General features: G+C 51.1%; 13 protein-coding genes. All 13 read right to left on the bottom strand.

Features of this window, described 5'->3' with window-relative positions; translation table 11 throughout:
- Complete coding sequence (gene tssJ / locus I6L58_RS18235; protein WP_176399455.1) at positions 1–537, bottom strand: type VI secretion system lipoprotein TssJ; 537 nt, start codon at positions 535–537, stop codon at positions 1–3.
- The gene (tssG, locus tag I6L58_RS18230) at positions 518–1573 is read right to left on the bottom strand and encodes a type VI secretion system baseplate subunit TssG (protein WP_088209453.1); all 1056 of its coding nucleotides are present in this window, start codon (positions 1571–1573) and stop codon (positions 518–520) included. Before tssG ends, tssJ begins: the two co-directional genes overlap by 20 nt.
- Positions 1573–3336 (bottom strand): type VI secretion system baseplate subunit TssF, encoded by a 1764-nt coding sequence (gene tssF / locus I6L58_RS18225; protein WP_088209454.1) that lies wholly within the window; start codon positions 3334–3336, stop codon positions 1573–1575. Before tssF ends, tssG begins: the two co-directional genes overlap by 1 nt.
- 13 nt (positions 3337–3349) lie before the next feature.
- Entirely contained in the window at positions 3350–4090 is a 741-nt protein-coding gene (locus tag I6L58_RS18220; RefSeq protein WP_088209455.1) for a hypothetical protein, read from the bottom strand.
- Positions 4091–4135: 45 nt separating this feature from the next.
- Positions 4136–5713, bottom strand: coding sequence for a type VI secretion system protein TssA (gene tssA / locus I6L58_RS18215; RefSeq protein WP_088209456.1), 1578 nt, complete (start codon positions 5711–5713; stop codon positions 4136–4138).
- Complete coding sequence (locus I6L58_RS18210) at positions 5713–9006, bottom strand: ImcF-related family protein (protein WP_390881731.1); 3294 nt, start codon at positions 9004–9006, stop codon at positions 5713–5715. The genes tssA and I6L58_RS18210 overlap by 1 nt, the downstream gene beginning before the upstream one ends.
- Positions 9007–9137: 131 nt before the next feature.
- The gene (locus I6L58_RS18205) at positions 9138–10247 is read right to left on the bottom strand and encodes a hypothetical protein (protein WP_088209457.1); all 1110 of its coding nucleotides are present in this window, start codon (positions 10245–10247) and stop codon (positions 9138–9140) included.
- 2 nt (positions 10248–10249) lie between these two features.
- On the bottom strand, positions 10250–10510 hold the full coding sequence (locus tag I6L58_RS18200) for a PAAR domain-containing protein (protein ID WP_088209458.1): 261 nt from the start codon (positions 10508–10510) through the stop codon (positions 10250–10252).
- Between the two features lie 17 nt (positions 10511–10527).
- Positions 10528–11661, bottom strand: a complete 1134-nt coding sequence (locus I6L58_RS18195; protein ID WP_140418831.1) for a T6SS immunity protein Tli4 family protein — start codon at positions 11659–11661, stop codon at positions 10528–10530.
- Positions 11651–12004, bottom strand: coding sequence for a hypothetical protein (locus I6L58_RS18190; protein ID WP_088209460.1), 354 nt, complete (start codon positions 12002–12004; stop codon positions 11651–11653). Before I6L58_RS18190 ends, I6L58_RS18195 begins: the two co-directional genes overlap by 11 nt.
- Positions 12005–12013: 9 nt before the next feature.
- A complete protein-coding gene (locus I6L58_RS18185; RefSeq protein WP_140418832.1) occupies positions 12014–13090 on the bottom strand; it encodes a T6SS immunity protein Tli4 family protein in 1077 nt (358 codons plus the stop codon).
- The gene (locus I6L58_RS18180; RefSeq protein WP_140418833.1) at positions 13080–14678 is read right to left on the bottom strand and encodes an esterase/lipase family protein; all 1599 of its coding nucleotides are present in this window, start codon (positions 14676–14678) and stop codon (positions 13080–13082) included. Before I6L58_RS18180 ends, I6L58_RS18185 begins: the two co-directional genes overlap by 11 nt.
- Before the next feature lie 3 nt (positions 14679–14681).
- Positions 14682–17189, bottom strand: a complete 2508-nt coding sequence (locus I6L58_RS18175; RefSeq protein WP_088209462.1) for a type VI secretion system Vgr family protein — start codon at positions 17187–17189, stop codon at positions 14682–14684.
- Positions 17190–17230: the final 41 nt, after the last annotated feature.

The raw sequence follows: 17230 nt of genomic DNA, 5'->3' as shown, positions 1-17230 counted from the left end.
TCAGTCCTCCTTAAGCGGTTGCAGGGTCAGGCGGTTATTGCTGGCTTCAATAATACGAGGTTTATCCGGGTCGAGTTCGTCGCGGGTGAGGACCAGGCGCCATGTATTGTTCGCCTGGTCCGGCGACATAAACATCCCCGCCACCGCGACAAACTGCGCCGCCTCTTCCAGCGGCATGTCCAGCGTCACGGATTCTCCAGGACGAAGACGGATATCTTTTTCGGCCACCAGGTCAGCTTTAATGGCCTGGCTGTCATCGGCAAACAGCGACGGATAATCGGTGCTGTCGAATGCCTTGCGGTCTTTCAGCTGGTAAATGCGTACGACCGTCGCCAGCGACGCCCCTTTCGCGTTGTTATTTACCCCCGAGCGCGCCTGAATATCCAGATGCAGGGTTTTAACCTGTTTGTAAAAAATGGAGCGGGTCATTGAGACCGTCCCGTCTTTTACCGTTTGCGTCAGCCCGCAGCCGGTTAAGGCCGTGGCGAGTGTTAATGCCAGCAGCGTAGCGGTGGTGTTACCAGCGGTAATCGCCATCTTCATCGCTCTCCCTTCGGTGAATATTTTCCTGAACGCGCTGATAACGGCCCAGGTGAATGGTGATAACGTCATTATTGTTTTGCTGCGCATTGAGCGGCCGCAGTACCGCCGTCCGTCCGATCTGGCTCCCCTGGACGTCATTGCATGCCAGCCGGGCATCCGGCAGCAGATACCGCGCCACGCACAGCTGCATCCGCACGTCCAGATGCGATCCCAGATAGACATGCAGCAGCGCCATCAGATCGCCGTGCAGCTCCCCGCCGGGTAGCCAGCCGCGCACCTCTTCGGGGTTATCTGAGGTCAACTGCAACAGCACCTGACCATTCACGTCCGTTCCGTGCGTGCCCATGACAGGGCGAATCCGCAGGCCAATCGGCCGCTGCGTACTCATGGTGAGCGGATGCTTCAGCTCGATGCGGCAACGGTCGTGGGGATACACCGTCGCACGGGTATCCGGTGCCAGGAGTTGAACCAGCGCAGCGATCCCCTCCGCCGTGCGTCCCGGTAGCAACATGACCGGCAGCAGCGCCAGAAAGCGCGACAGCGGCGTGGCGGTATTGTCCGCACAACCGGGTATCCCCAGCCCCGCCAGCCCAAGCAGATACTGCGAGGTATTGTCCGTGCCGCCCGCCTCAAAGGTCGCCGGATAAGAGTACTTCCGCCAGATACGGTAATACTGGGCGATCAGCCGATGGTTGAAGATATCGAGAAAATCGCGTGTGGCTTCAACTCCCTCCCGCCGCTGGGCGATATCGTCGATATAGTGCGTCGGCAGCGGCGATTCGACGCCGTACAGGCCCATAAAGGTGATATTGACCGATGGCGACAGATGCGTATGTTCCGGTTCCGGCTCCGTCAGCCCCCTGATTTCACTGGCCGGAAACCCCATCCCCGGATGCGGGCGGAAACGGACAGGCTCCTGACGTAGCTGCCAGTCGCTGCCGGGCACCGGCGCATCCGGTTGACTTTGTTCAAGCAACCGGCAGAAGCGGTAAAAATTCATGTACGGCAGTTGGGGCCGTACCCTTTCCATTATCCGGGCAGGCGCGGACTTTGATTTTCTTTCCACCGGATACACTTCCCTTCAGGCTGAACAATCAGCGTGAGCTGGTTAAACTGGTTCATGTCGGCGTACAGGGCGAAAAAGCGGTTGAGCATTTCACCAAACAGGTGGATGTCGCCTTCACCCGTAAAGCCGTTGCTGTCGAGCGTCACTTCCACGTCCAGACCCCGCAGCAGAAACCCCTCTTCGAAACGCTGAATACGGTGGTGCCTGACGTCCAGAATGGCGTCCAGGCGACGGTTGTTTAACTCATCGTCCCGCCAGTTATAGAGCGACAGCGTGCCGCGCAGCACATCAGCGCTGCTCATCATGTTCAGAAAACGGGTTCCCAGATGGCTCATCACCCGCCAGTGGAAACGATCTTCCGCAGGGGGGTAGGCCGGGAGCGTCGGCTTACACAGGTTGCGCACGGTTAGCGGCGTTTCGGAGACCTGTTCACAGCGGTCAAGCAGCGTGCTTTGCAGCGCCCGGCGCGGCAGTTGGCCGTTGGTGCCGGTGATACGCAACGACACGGTTTCCCGGGCTATTTCCCGGTCAGCCTCCCACTGCTGGCCGCCGAGGATCAGCCAGGTATCGTGCATGCCGTTCACGCCCCGCTTCACGCGAGTGTGGAAATAGCGTTCCGGCGCGTGGCGGCGCATCATCCCGCCCTGATGACGGAAGCTGGTGAACGGCACATAGCGCGCATCCCCGGTACGCCCGGAGCCGGTAACGCTGTCAACGGAGTAAATCTCGGTGTGCCCGTCCTGCAGGCGCTTCGGACGCAGCAGGTACTCGCTTTCCAGCCCGCTGATGGTCAGCGGATCGGCCTCAAGCGTGAACAGGTTGATCACCGGCACGCAGTGCAGGCGCAGGGCGTCGCGGGTCACCGGCAAATCGCTCTGCCAGACCTGGCTGAACACCACTTCGATATCAACATGTTCTGTCCCCGACGGCAGTGTGATGTTTTCCAGGCCGTTAAGGTGCACGAACATAAATTTTTCGCGGAACGTGAAATACTCCAGCAGCAGCTGATACCCGCTAAACGCACTGCCCGCTTTGGGCCACAGGCCGTCTTCATCGCCAAAGCCGCCTGGCGAGAAGTAACCGTCGAACGCGATGCGATCCGTCTGACCCGGCAAACGCAGGTAAAGACTGGCCTGGCGTTTGGTCAGCCACAGGTGCAGGGCGCTGCCCGTCACAACCTCTTCCCCGAGATACAACGGCAGTCGGCGCAGATCGACCTGCGACCAGTCGGCCTGGCCGCTGCAAGTGAAGCGTAACCGCAGGACTGAACGTCCGTCCGGCTCTGTGGTCATCACCACGTCTGACACCACCAGTGGGTCGAGCACCAGATCACGGGTGGTGCGGTAGCGGCAAACGGTATTTTTCTGCCCTACCGGGCGGGACAAGATTTCCAGCCCGGCGGGAATGACTTCACTCATCTTCATCGCCGCAACGTCCGGGCTGAACGCCACAATCGACAGCGACGGAATGGTGCGCATGTAGTGTGGCCACAGCATGCTGACCAGCCCTTCCGTCAGCTCCGGCAGGTCGTCATCAATTTTTTCGCGCAGACGGCCCATCGAGAAGGCAAAGCCTTCAAACAGGCGCTCGACGTACGGGTCTGGCGTACCGGCCTTATCAAGATCCAGCATCGCCGCCCGGTCCGGGTGGGTTTGCGCGAACTCCTTTGCCGCCTCGCGCAGGTAGCGCATTTCGGCGTCAAAATAACGCAGGGTTAAATCTTCCATAGATTCCAGATCGTTAACGTCCAGTAGCGGAGTTGGTAATTAGCCCTAACACGCGAATACTAATTGGGAAAAAAACGATATCAGCAACCGCGGCGAAAGGCGTGAGAACGACATTTGTCACTAAATTAACAGGATGGAATTCTGTAGAATCATTATCGACATAAAATTCGACCTTATGGGGTTTATCCAGTAACGTCATATCGTTGAACAAACTGTTATTTTTCTCACGAGGAAGTATTACCCCAGCTAAAGATATACGTTTGACATAATCTTCACCTTTACGCTGAAAACCAGCCTGCTTTAACGTTTCGACATCGTGGTCTGTAATTGTTTTAATGTGTTGATTGACGAATACAAAGAGTTCATCGGATAAACTTAATACTGCATCATCATTATTTGGATTTTTAAGTTTAAGCCTTAAAGCATCTTTTTTCTCGAAGCCCGAGACTAAAGGGTATTGAGTCGATATTTTGTCTAGCGCCAGAAGATCATTAGCCCCAGCGGTAAGAATATAAACATTCTTTTTCCCCAGAAATGCAACCCCATTTTCAGGAATAGCTATTTTTATTGAAGATGTACCCTGCAAGGCCGTGACAGAAAGGTTTTTATACTGAAAAACCGCCGTTACATTGTCCTCAATAACCGTTGAATATCCATATCGATGTTCAACGACTTCATTACCGCTCCAAAGCAGAGCTGTGCATCCTGACGCCAAAAATACAAAAGACAACAAAACGTTTTTTACGAAACGCATATGTTTCTATTTCCTTATAGAACAAATAATGTGGTGAGAGCGTAATCAGTTACACAGTACTGCGGCTTTTACCGGATCAATTGCAACCAGCCCAGCCAGCAGCAGCTCCATTTCCGGATTCAGACGTGCCTTATCAGCCTCGCTACGTCCTGCTTTCATGCGCAGCAGTTTCAGGCGGCGGGCTTTTACTTCAAACAGCAGCCCGGGTTCCCACTGGGTGAGCGTGACGGTTGTCGCCCCGTCGTCCAGCTCACCCAAAAGGTGCAGCGCCAGCTCATTTTTGCCCGTCTGCTCGGCGACTCTCGCCATCAACAGACGCAGCAGCCAGCGGTTGCGCCTTGAGGTGATGCCAGGGCGATTTTGCAGCCACGCCAGCGCAGCCTCCGTCCCTTCGCTATCGGCAAGGGCTAAGGCTTCTGTCTCAAGCTGCAGAATGTCCTCATCGCCCACTGCGGGAGAAGCCCCGAGCGTGTGTGCCTCAGACCAGCCTGTCGTACTCTCCTGCACTTGCTGTTGGATCCAGTTAAGCGTCACTTCGTCGGCAAAGGGCGTACCGTCGTTAAAGGCCAGCGTCTCCAGCCCCGTCAGACGTGAGAGAAACCCTTTCAGGTCAGCCTGGATAATGGCCGCCTCGTGTTCACGGCCTGATTTTACCAGCGCCTGATGCAGATACCACTGCACATCCAGCCACAGATGGTTGGCCCCGCGTGACAGCAGGTTGTCCGCCTCCTCCATCAACTCCCGCCAGCTCTGCTGCAAATACAGGCGTTTCAGAAGCGCCCGCTGGTCGGGTTTCGGCGGCTCAATGCGGGTTCTGCCGTCTGCCAGGAGAGCCGGTAGCTGGTGAAGCGTGTCGTGGCGAAGGTTTTTTATTAAACGGTGGGCGGACAGCCAGCCTTCCGGCTGGTTTCTCAGGTAATCAGCCAGCACTCGCGCCTGCGCCAGCAGCTCCTGCCCTGACGCGATTCCGCCCAGCGAGGGCACGTTCGCGTCCGTCATGGATGTATGACCGGTATCGCTAACGTTTTGCGGCACAACGGCCTCCGGGCCGCCGGATTTTTGCAGACGCGTTTCCAGCGCGGTGTAAAGCCCAGCCGGTAAAACGATTTCTCCTGCCTGCTCCAGCAGTAACAGTGCACCGGCAGTACGCAGGGTATCGGCATTGTTGACTTCCGGGTAACGTGCGAGGCTGTCGAGCATTCTGGCGCTGGCAAGCCATTCGAACGCCCCCTGGCGACTGCGCTCGCGCTGCGGATGCAGTTGTACGCCATAACGCAGCACTAATGCTGCCATCAGCTCAAGACCGTCTGCCAGGCCCGCCTCACCATCGCGATGCAGGCGCGCCCAGGCATAATAAGAGACCACGCGAATATCTTTGGTTGTGGTGGTCAGCAGTTTTTCGGCAAGCTGACAGACCAGGTCCGTGTCTGCGCCGGAGAGTTTGTTTACCTCCTCCCGCATCTGCTGAAAATCATCATCGTAGCCCGGGTCTTCCCCGACTGGATTTTCAGCTGATACCGGTTGCAGCCAGTTTTCCCATAGCGACAGACGCTGTTGCGTCCGCGCAGCCACGTCATCCGCATTGGCCTGGCAGGCGCTAATCAATGTCTCAACGGTCGCCATCAGTACGTCTCCTCTGTATTATCTTCGTCCTCTGTCGGGTAGGCCATTGCAGGTGCGCTGACGCTGAATATGGCCTCCGGCAGGCTAAAATTACGTAATTTCAACAGAGCCAGCGGCCCTTCTCCCGCTTCGGTGCGCAGGGTATAGTTCAGCGGCCTGCCATCCTGAGCCTGCCAGCTCAGACTCCAGCTACTGCCCGTTCCCGGGTAGGCGCTGACCGTGGCTTTGTCCAGGAGCCGTATCCAGCCCCATGCGCCGGACATATCGGCGTACTGCCGCGTTCCGGCCTGGGTACTGATCCAGCTCAGGGCCGCCCCCGGGGCTTCCGTATCCGCAGGCCAGGTGAATCGCTTCCAGGCGGGCATCTGGTTCATATAACTCAGCTTTTGGCTATCAATCACCAGCGTGGTTTGCATAACGCCATCAGCCGTGCCGGGGCGGATCTCAAAAGAAAGCCCGGCCTCGCCGTTGGTAAACACCACATCGGAGAGGTGGCTCAGGGTATCGACCGCGCGAATGAAGGCCGGATTAAAGGTTAACCCCTGAGCGTTTATGCTGTCCGGCACCCAGTGACTTCCTTCTTTATGCAGTACGCCGTTTAGCCGGGTCTGCAGAAACTGCGTAATGCGTCCGGAATCGGCATTGAGGTATTTCGCCAGCAGCGGCAGGGATACCTCGCTGCTGACATCCTTAAACGGATACCTGCCGCCAAACGCCGTGTTCCAGTCCGCGACCACCGCGCTTTGCCACTGGGCATTGAGGCTTTCCGCTGCCGGGGTCAGCACCTGCTGCCAGGCCTGTTCCATGGGGCGAACGAATACCGTCTGCCCGAAGCCGCTCCACTCCTGGCCCAGTCCCGCCGCCACCAGGCTGCCGTAGTCCCGGGTTTCGGTTAAATCCACCGCCTTTCCCTGGAACACCGTCTGAGCCAGCGCCTGGGTCATCGCCTGCGGATCGGTGGCATTGGTCACCTGCTGTAGGCGCAGGCGCACCTGAGTCACGCGAGTCAGGAAGGTTTGCAGGCTGAGGTCCGCATTGCCCGTCCCTTTCGTCTGACTGCCCATCAGCGCCAGTACCGGCCCAAAGGTTGCATCGAGCGGGCCATGAGCACCGACCTGCTGGTCGATGGCGGGTTGCTCATCGCGGTTAAACAGGTTTTTCGCCGATTTGACCAGCGAATCGGATATTGCCTCCCCGGTCTGCCCGGTGCGTCCCTGTACGCTCAGGGTGTTCATCAGGGCTACCAGCGGCGACTGACGCACATCGGCCATCAGGGTCAACTGGTCAATAGCGTCCGACAGCGTGGCTGCCGGCTGGAGTCGCAGGCTATTGAGGAAGTCGAGCCAGACGCCGCCAAAATCAGCAAAGTATCGTTCCGTCAGGCGCGCTTTCAGCGCGTCCGGGGAGGCCTGCTGTGTGGCTGGCTGTTTAGTGTCGCTCAGTACCCAGTCCATTTCATCGCGACGCTCCCTGACGACCTTTTCAATGGCGGGCTGCACCGCCTGCTCCCACGCCTGGCGGGTGAACATCCCCGGCACCACTTCACCGGTCGTGAACAGGCGCGACGCATCCGTATCGCCGGTCATGTCCGACAGGCGCATGTCGGCATACTGGTTTGCCACCTGCGCGAGCATCTTCTGGTACAGCGTGGATTCGCTGTTACGCATCCCCATCTGGCGGATCAGCAGCGTCCGTGCCTGGCTAATCAGCCCTTCATCAGGATGCAATCGCCACTGCGGGTGGGTCACCAGATTGGCGCCGTAGAACCGAAGCAGCGAAGTGCCGCTTCCCTGCCAGATGCCGTCTTTCACACCCGAACGCTGCGGCCAGTCCTGCATCAGCATGCCGGAGAACCAGGCGGCGTCCATTCGCTCCGGTCGGGCCAGCATCAGGTACAGTTTCAACTGGTCGTAAGCGGTTTTGGTCATCTTCTCGCGTAGTGGGCTGTCCGGCGGAAGTTGCACGAAGGCGCTCAGCTGTTTCTGAAGATGGGTAGCCGCCGCATCGCGCAGCAGCGGTATCGCATTTTCGCCGTAGCGCGGCAGCAAGGCCGCCAGGAGTTCATCATTCTGGCTAAGGCCGCCGCGGGCGTACCACGGCGCACCGTGTTCCGCGCGATACTGAAGGCGGGAAAGGGTTTTCTGCAGTTCCGAAAGCGCCTGCAGACGCGCAGCCAGCGGCTGATTGTCTGCGGAGGCCTGTTGAACTTGCTCCTGTGCGGACGCTACCAGACTGCGGTTGGCGGTGAAGGAGACCATCATCGAAATGCCCCATCCCACCATCAATACAATGACCGCACCCAGGAGTATTTTTGGAGCGCTGATGCCGGGCTTACGCGGGCGCAGGCCCGCCGGGAGCGACTGCACCGAATCAGTAATAATGTCCCAGCGGTTATCCTTACCCCAGTGGTGTTTCACGCTGCGCGCGGCTCCCGCTGACGGCGGGCTGAACACCACGCCTGCCAGCGGGAGTGGACGGTATGGATTGAGCAGAATCGACAGCGGCCCTGCCACCGTTTCCGGCATGCGTGAGAGCTGGTCGGCCAGATTCAACAGGAAATTATGCTGGACCTTCGTGCATATCTGCTGAATACCCTGTGCAATAAGAGCAGGTGTCAGGGTGGCAAGCTGATTGCTTAGCCCTTCCGGGCGACTGCCAGATGGCAGCAGAAAACCAACGGGCTGGGTGATCCGATCGGCCTGCTGCCCGGCGCGGGTATGCAGGGACCAGACGTACAGCGGCAGTTGCCAGCCCAGGGCAGCATAACGCGCACTGAGCGACGCGGCGAGGCTGTCCATCGCATCTGGCGAGAGTGCCGGCGCATCGTTTTCTGCCTGTCGTTCCAGTTGTGACGTGACCCACACGATGCCGTCCACCGGGCGGCGGCGCAGTTTACGCAAGGCTGCCAGCCAGTCGGTGTCTGCCGGGGTCTTCAGGTCACCGCCCCACAAAAGCAGCGTGCCTTGATCTTCCTGCCAAAGCTCCTGCGTGAGGTTTGGGGTGAGTTGTTCGATGTCAGCGGTGCTGCCGGTCACGAGCAGGATGCGGAGCTTGCGGGACCAGGTGCGGCCATACTGGTAGCGCATAGCCTGGCGGATTTCATTCGATGGCAGTGAAACAAATGAATTAACTTTCGTTGTTGCTTTCTGAATTCCTTTACTGGCCAGAATATTTTCTGGATTGTAAATGTGTTGCTCCTTTCTAAACTTTCGCCGCAACCAGAATGGAAATACAATCACACCAGATAATAACCCGGAAAATACCACTCCCCAGATCATCCATGCCGTCGGCATCGTCACACCAAACGCAACCACTCTGTTCTGATTAAGGAACAGTAACAACGCACATATTCCGGCGAGACCGATTATCAGAATAATATATCCAGTAATACTGTAGCGGTTCTCAGCTATTAGTTTTTTCGCCGTCATAAAAATAACTCCTGAGCAACCAGACAAAATGAATATCCTTTTCCTTTCTGACAGGAAATGATCAATTGTATTTCACCTGTATTTACGGCTGCATCAACCATCAACGCAACAGAGACAGGGAATGATAGTGGTCCACTGGGGCCAAATGTATGATCAAGTAAATGGCAGGGGAGCTTCGCCGGCAGTTCCCACGGCAGATCTGCGGCATACTGAATAATGTTCACCCGATCATCACCGTCAGTGCCCGTCAACCAGACGTGACGTAACCGTATATCAGTTAATCTACTGTACTCACACAAAATATCCAGACCTTCACTTAGGGAATCAGAAGACAAAACCCGTCCAACCCCGGCTATAATTGGTAATTTATGCTCTGAAGCGAATGAAACTGATGTGATAATCTGTGCAGAAATAAACTCACTGTGTTTTTTGTTATTATCAGTAAACCAGTCCTGAATGCAAAGCAAAAGAATAAGTCCCTTCGATTCTGCTTCAGACTGGACATCATCTACTGAGTTAATATATTCAGGATACAAATCCCACTGTTCATAAACAGCTTTACTGACAGAGTGTTGCATGCGCATATCAGGAAGAAGTATTTGGATCGAGAAAAGAAAGTGACGATAACCTGGGCATTGCCTTTCTGAATGAATATCAATATATTTCAGTCGGTTATACAACCCTATAAGGGTGACATATAATGGGCGGGGTTTGCAAGGATAAGCGGGTATATCCGCATAATCCCCAAGCAAAGCACTTACTCCTTCTTTTTCTGGTGTCAAAACCACATTGCTCACAATCCCCCATTGCTGCATACACCAGTTTTGCCAATATATTTTTATACGTTCTGACTCTTTATTCCATAGCAGCGCATTGTTGACAGATTGCTCATAACGGTGCCAGATTATCCCATAGAAGCATAGCCAGATCAAAAACGCAGGTAGTGCTCCATAAAGAATTACCTCTCCGTAACTGGTCGCTCTGCCCACAAAAACTAACAGCGCTCCCCCGGTAATCACCATAAGAAAAAGCATCCCTCCCCACTTTTTATTCACAGGACGAGAGACGGGATGTTTCACTGGAATATCAGGAACAGGCCATTGCATAATTATGACTCAATACTGTTTTCGGCATAAGAACTAATGACGCGGCAACCGCATTCGCATAAGCAATTATCCACAACTACAGACACTCCTTCTTCTGATGCTGTAGAATCACCTTCAATAATACGGTTTGGTCCATGTTCCGGACAGGATATCAAGTCACCAACCAGTGCGACCTGAACACCGCTAATAAACATTGTGGAAGACGCTGAAATAACTTTACCACCGTGTGTGGTTGAATCTCCAAGACAGACTAATGCTGGCATAGTCTTTCCTCTTTTTTTTAAAAAGCATTCGGGCGCAAACGTATTGTATGTGTTATCGCATCCCAGAAAGCAATGAGTTCTTCCTGCGAATAAGGTAAAGGAGTTTGAGGAAAATTGTTCAATTCTACCGTCAATTCAGGATTGTTATAACTGGTCGTTTTTTCATTAATATAAAGACCGAAACTATATCTGGGTTTACTATCCGGTGGTTGTGGTGCCATCATCAGCATTTCTTCGACGTACAGTCCGTTAACATCGAAAGCCCCCTTCCTGACAATACGACCATTCACCTGCGCGAAATCATGCTCAATTTGTCCGGTTCGCTGTAGTACAGCGTCACTCCCTTTTGTGAAATTATCCATATTCAAAGAAACTTTTAATCCACGAACCTCATCGCTCAAATAATTACGATAAATATCTTCCTGTTCCTGAGCATATTTATCAGTAGCGATAAAAGCATCGGCAACGCAACTCCCAGGGATCTTTGGAATTTCGTCTTCCTGTCTGCCCGTTATCCGTGAAAGCAGATTATTCATTCTGTCAATATCACGGACAACAAAATTCTGAATTGGATCGCCATCTCTTTCTTTTTCGTAGCGTGGAGACGAGTCATTATAAGTTCTTTTTAGCAATTTAATAGCTACACCATTTGTGTATAAATAAGATTCTATTATTTGTACAGCATCCGGGGTAATAAGGCTTTCATTCCGTTGAAACATTATCCCTTTCAATCCATCTGGTAACTTCCAGACTTTTTTCAGATAAGGGCCATCCTGAGGTTCCACTACTGTTTCATTTCTTAATTCTTTTTCGCGCCGTTGAATGAACTGCAGGAATGCAGGATAATACATACGTTTGGTTGAAATAAATGATCTTCTCCTTCGATCATCATCAGGCATATTAATAGTTGTATCCCAACTATCCGGATCCTCCAACCGCTGAGAATCCCGATATGGTAAGAATGATGCGGGCAAGTCAATTAAGTAACGTCCAACACAGCGAGTTTTCATTTCTTTCAACATTTTTTCCACATTTGCCTCCTGGCGGGACGTAAGATTTTCCTTTGGGGGATAGGGTCGGTTATACCACCAAAGTATCGCACCAGCAGAAATAATAAAAAAAGCAACACTTAAATTTTTATTAATCTTCATAGACCAACCCTGTATTTTTTATGTCTTGCGCAATTTTAAGAATGGCCCTCAAGGTAAACCAGCGCGACTCCTCGCTTTTATAGGCACCTTCGTGATCCACACTAAATCCTGCCTGTGATTTAAGACCTGGAGCCTTAAAAATGGCTCCGCATACTGGAACCGTACCATCGCCGTCAGCATCCGGTGGTAAAAGCTCAAATTTATTGTACTGATGCTCACCATCCTCAGCAATCAACCCGACAAATCTGGTTGTTTTATTACTCACGTGTGGTGGATAAAATATAACACCACTATCGGCAATTCCTCTGTTGTTATTTTTTATACTGCGGTTAATGGAAAACACTTCCTCAAACTAAATAGCATTAGAACGAATACGTGTGGTTTCAATAATTTTCTGCCAAAGATAATGAATCTCTTTTTCTGATAAGTGCTGATCAGGTAATGGACCATGCATCATATTGACGCGTAAAAAAGGAGATTTATAATCACCATGTTTTTCATTTATATTTAGAATAAAATTGTGCCCACTAAGAACATCATCCCCCAGGCCTACCGTCAACCACTCCTCTGCTTCTAGTCCATTTATTTTTTTATAACCTTTCATTATTGTTCTCATTTTTTCTCTGGATAACACACTCGATATATCAGAACTACGCTCTAACATTGAATGGTCCTCCTGAAGAAAATTATTAGTCTCAATATTCACGTATACATTTGAATTAGCACTAGATTGATAAGAAAAAGAAACTTCTTCTTTTTCATCACTGGTCCCTTCGATTATGCCATTGGGTATGCACAAGCCTTTGCTCTTAGGTATAACATCTGCTTCGCGCCCTTGTAATCTTCCCAGAAATGAAATCATACTATGAACCTTTCTATCGACATTATTATAATAAACATCTGGTTCATTATTACGCTCTTCTGCATAGCGCTCCCCATCAGCATTAACAGCATCGATTATTAATTTAAAGGCTACTCCATTATCATATACATGTCCTTCTAAATTCCGAAATGCATCTGGAGCAACTTCACTGCTTGCATACTCAAATATTACACCATTCATTCCAGCGGGCAATTTATAAATTTTTTTTAAGAACGGAGAATTTATCGTATGAATTGGTTTTAACTCCTGCAATTCTTTTTCTCTTAGTCGGATTCGTTGTTCAAATGCTGGAAGATACATTCGCTGAGTTTCTATTTGTTTATCATTTATCATAGTTAACCCGCCTTTAAAAACAAAATCCTCAGGAAGATCAATTAAATACCTTCCAATACAACGTGGAGTATAATTACCCATTTTCTCATCCATAACCTTACGCTCATTTGCAGTTAACTGTTCTGTAGGCACCGGTGATTTTGGCCAAAACAAAACCGTAGCTATAGTTATAACAATCAATAGCATAACTGAAAGATTTTTTTTAGTATGCATCGTGATATCTCAAAGAGGTTTGTTTTATTTCTTGTACTATTTTTATGATTGCCCATAAAGTATAAACTTGCGCATCTGGATCTGTATAGGCTGGTTCATGCGCCACGGACAATTTACAACGCGAACGTAAATATCTATCCGGTATTTTAGAAGAACGAACAGGAACTGTACCATCACCTAAATCAGTTGGATCAGCAATTTTGTACTCCTGGTATATTCCAGTTTTCCAACCGCCCCCGCCTAACGGTGTTGCCACCGTTCTACTTGTAAAAATCTCTTCACCTTCTTTCCCTAATGCTCGCCCATCCAAAGGAAACCTTCTCTGATTCCTCGCTAATCTTTCATCCAGGTAATTTGTACTACCTTCCCAAATTAAATCTCCCAAGGTAGGAGTTGAACCTCCATAAAAAGAATGAGTACAATTGTGATAACATCCACTCAATGCTTCTATTACTGGTTGAACTTTTTCATCCATCATTCTTCTATATGATTGCCAGGCATTATCAATCTGTTCTTTATTTGATGTTTTAACATTTGGATCAATCAAGTTTTCTTCACATAAACTCCACCAATACCCACGAACCTTATATATTTCCACAAATGGATTCAAATTTGGCTTTTGATATATTTGCTCTCCATCCTTAATCTTAAACCAATTTCGGCCATATTCAATACCAGGCAATAACTGCAGTGGGCCTGGTGATTGAGAAAGAACAGCTGTCATTTCTGCAGCATTTCCCCCAGCAACCAAAGATACAGCCTTTCCTTTGACCCCTTCATACTCCATCCCTGCTTTCATACGTCGATAGGCTGAAGCAGCCCCTATCGCTGGCAGCACTCCATGCACCACCCCCAAAATAAGATTATTACCTTTTTTCAATTCAGAACAATATCGTGCAACCAATCCTCCCATCGAGTGGGTTACCAAAATAACCTTTTCACACATTTTATTTAAATCTTTATAGGACTGTATAATTTCAATTATTTTCGAAAGCAATATTTCCGATGAAGGCACAATGCTATCAAGCCAGTTATACCCCACTACATGTACAGGATATAAATACTTATAACTAAGACTCACTTCATCTTTTCCCAATGGTTCCTCACCTAATTCGAGATTAAGATTCATACCTATAAGTCTTGTTCGTAAATCTTCTTTTGCATTGTCGAAATCATCAAGAGCAGATTGTAACCACGGCAAAAACTGCCCATAACTCAAATAAGAGACCTCTCCCCATCCACGCTTACGCCGTGAAATAAAATGGCAGTCTGCTAAATCTTTATCAATTTTGCCACCAGGGTCCACTACAACTTTATTTGGATCTAATTTTTGCCGTCTATCCTTGGGACCTCGGAAAAACCATTTAGCGACAGTTTTGTTATCATCTAATCGCCAAAGAGCATCAGAAGGTCCATTCCCATTTTTTGTCATTAAATTACTACCCATAACACCAGGTAGGAAAATTACAGGAATAACTCTATCAGGCGTTTTATAAATTACCGCCTTGGCATCCTTCTCTTTTGCATCCATTACTATAGAGTGACCCCGAAGAATACTTTCATGATTATCCCAAGATACATTACTCATCTCTTAGTCCTTATCCTCTAAATACGCTTTTAACAATTCAGCATTGATTCCTGATTGCTTTGGAGCACTTCCTGAACCTGAGGTTGTAAGTTTCTGTTCGGTTCCATCTTCACTAACTAATCTGATCAACTGTCCTGCAATAGGGGCATCATCATACGGCCAGCGCACTTCCGGTGTAATAGCAAAATCTGCGCTATCCCACTGCTGGGCCGCTTCACTAATACTCTGACCACCGAATTTCTGCCATACCGCACCACGCTCAATTATTTTATCTGGCGCTGCACACTCAACCGTCCCATCAGCGATCCGAATATACCCACCACCACTGGTCAGGATAATTTCCTTTTTCGCACTAATTATTATTTTTCCCTCACTACTGCTAACCCGGATATCCTTCAGTGCATCCAGCGTCATTTCATCTCCCTGAGCCTGTATCTCCACTTTACCTTTACTGGCAAACAGTTTGATACCTAGCTTCTGGGCATAAAGACTGATTCGCTCGCCAACTGCCACTGTCAGTTTCTTCATGATGCTGAAATCGGTATTACCACCACTCGTGGCAATGATATTTTCACCGGCAGATAATTGCAGAGATTTTGGTGTAACCTGCGCTATCCCCGCAGGAGCGGACAGTAACAATGCAGATTTTTTAAGCTCTGTCAGAGCCTCGCTGAGTAAGGTTTTCTGGATCTGCATGTCAGCCAGTTCTGCTTTCGCCGTTTCTGCCGCACTGCTCAAAGACTCTACCAGACTCTGAGCCTGCTGCAGCTGGTTAAGAGCCGCAGCCATATCCAGCATTACCCCTTCGGCTGATTGCTGTATATCAGCGCTGATAAAAATCCCCTTCCCACCACGTATGGCTCCCCACGAGTCAGTTCTCAGCTCAAATCCTTCTCCCCGAAGTGTCCGCCCGGCATCCACATTATGCCCCAGGTTCAGCTGCGTTTTGCCGCCGTACTCGGTACTGAGCTTGATATGCTCCGCGCCGCGTTTGTCCTCCATCCGCAGTTTGTTGTTCGCCGGCGTGCGGATCACGTTGCGGGTGCTGTTCTTCTCCGTGACATGGTCGACGTGGCGGGAGTCGTGCAGGGCATGGGCGATATACGGCCGGTCAGGGTCGCCCTCATGAAACGCTATTGCCACTTCTGTCCCCTGAATTAACGGGAAGTGGAAGCCGTACACATCACCGCCGTAGGGTTTGGCGAGGCGCACCGGCATACTCTCCTGGCCCTGCGACTTGTCATCCCGGTCGGCATCAAACTTCACCCGGTACAGGCCGGACGCATCCTGCCAGGCATAGATATCGTTAGCCTTTGCGCTGGTGACGCGCGCGGTCATGGTACCGGTCACCTTCGGGCGCGGCAGCAGCGGCGGACGCCAGCACAGCGTTTCGCTGTACGGGACAGCTATGATATCCACACGCAGTGCATCTTTTCGGCTGGCGGTGAAATGTGTACTGACAATCAACACTGGTGCCTGAAACGTTTCTGGCAAAGTCGGCGGCAGGCTGTCGGTGATGGTAAGAACCTGCGCCGGAGAAAGGGTGGAATCGGTACTGGCAGCGGTTATCAACGTCTGATCCGCCAGAAAACGCTCATGGTCAAGACGTGCATAGAAGTTGGCGGTTTCCGCCTGCGGATCAATTTTATCGCCGCGCTCAAGGTGGCGCAGTCGGTAGTGATACACCTCGCCGTAGGTCATCCCTTCCCCGTCGCCCCGCGTCATATCGGCAGGGGCGGACTGGAGTATGCTTTGCGCGTCACGGTGGTTGTAATCTTTCGTGGTGACGTTCGCTTCCACCACGTTGTGTGAGACGTTGAGCCCCCACACCGAATCCGTGCCGCTGTCACTCATCCCGGACGGACTGTTTACTGGCAACGTTTTACCAAACATCAGCGCACGCTGTGCGTCGGCAAAGTGTACTACTTCCGACTGCGTATCCTCCTGGAGAGTGAACCAGTAAAATATCCCCACCTCGGCCAGCAAACGCTGAATAAAGGTAAGGTCGCTCTCCTGATACTGGTTTATCTGCTCACGCTTCGGGTAGTTCTGTTTGAGATTGAACTCGTACTCCCAGCCGTGCAGGCCGTGTTCTTGCAATACCTGCTCCACCACTTCCGGGACGGATTTGTTAACAAAAAAACGGTGAGTACGGAACTGCCGGCCCAAAAGCGCAAAAAACGGTTCAACGAGAATCTGGTAAGTAGACTGATCTGCTGAGCCACTGATACGTCGAAAATGTGTCACGGTGCCATGGATCACCTTCATTCCAGTCATGGCAGCCAGGGAGCCTGTTCCCATTGAGAGAGTGGCAGACTTATTCAGTAACTGTTCTGCAGAAATATCGTGGTCAACACTGGTGAAACGAATGGTGTACAGATACAACGCACTCATACATTCGCGGCCACTGAACTCTTCAACGTCCAGAGGTGACGTGCAGGACGGGATATCAAGGCGATAACGGTTAAGCGAAGATGTGAGAGTTTCAGAAAGCGTGTTTTTTAGACTCATGGCTCTGATTCCAGATTAATAAACTTTGCGCAATAAAAGAC

The organism is Enterobacter cancerogenus (assembly GCF_019047785.1).
Lineage (GTDB): Bacteria > Pseudomonadota > Gammaproteobacteria > Enterobacterales > Enterobacteriaceae > Enterobacter > Enterobacter cancerogenus.
Note: the sequence above shows the minus strand (reverse complement) of the source record. Positions and strands in the feature narration are given on the sequence as shown.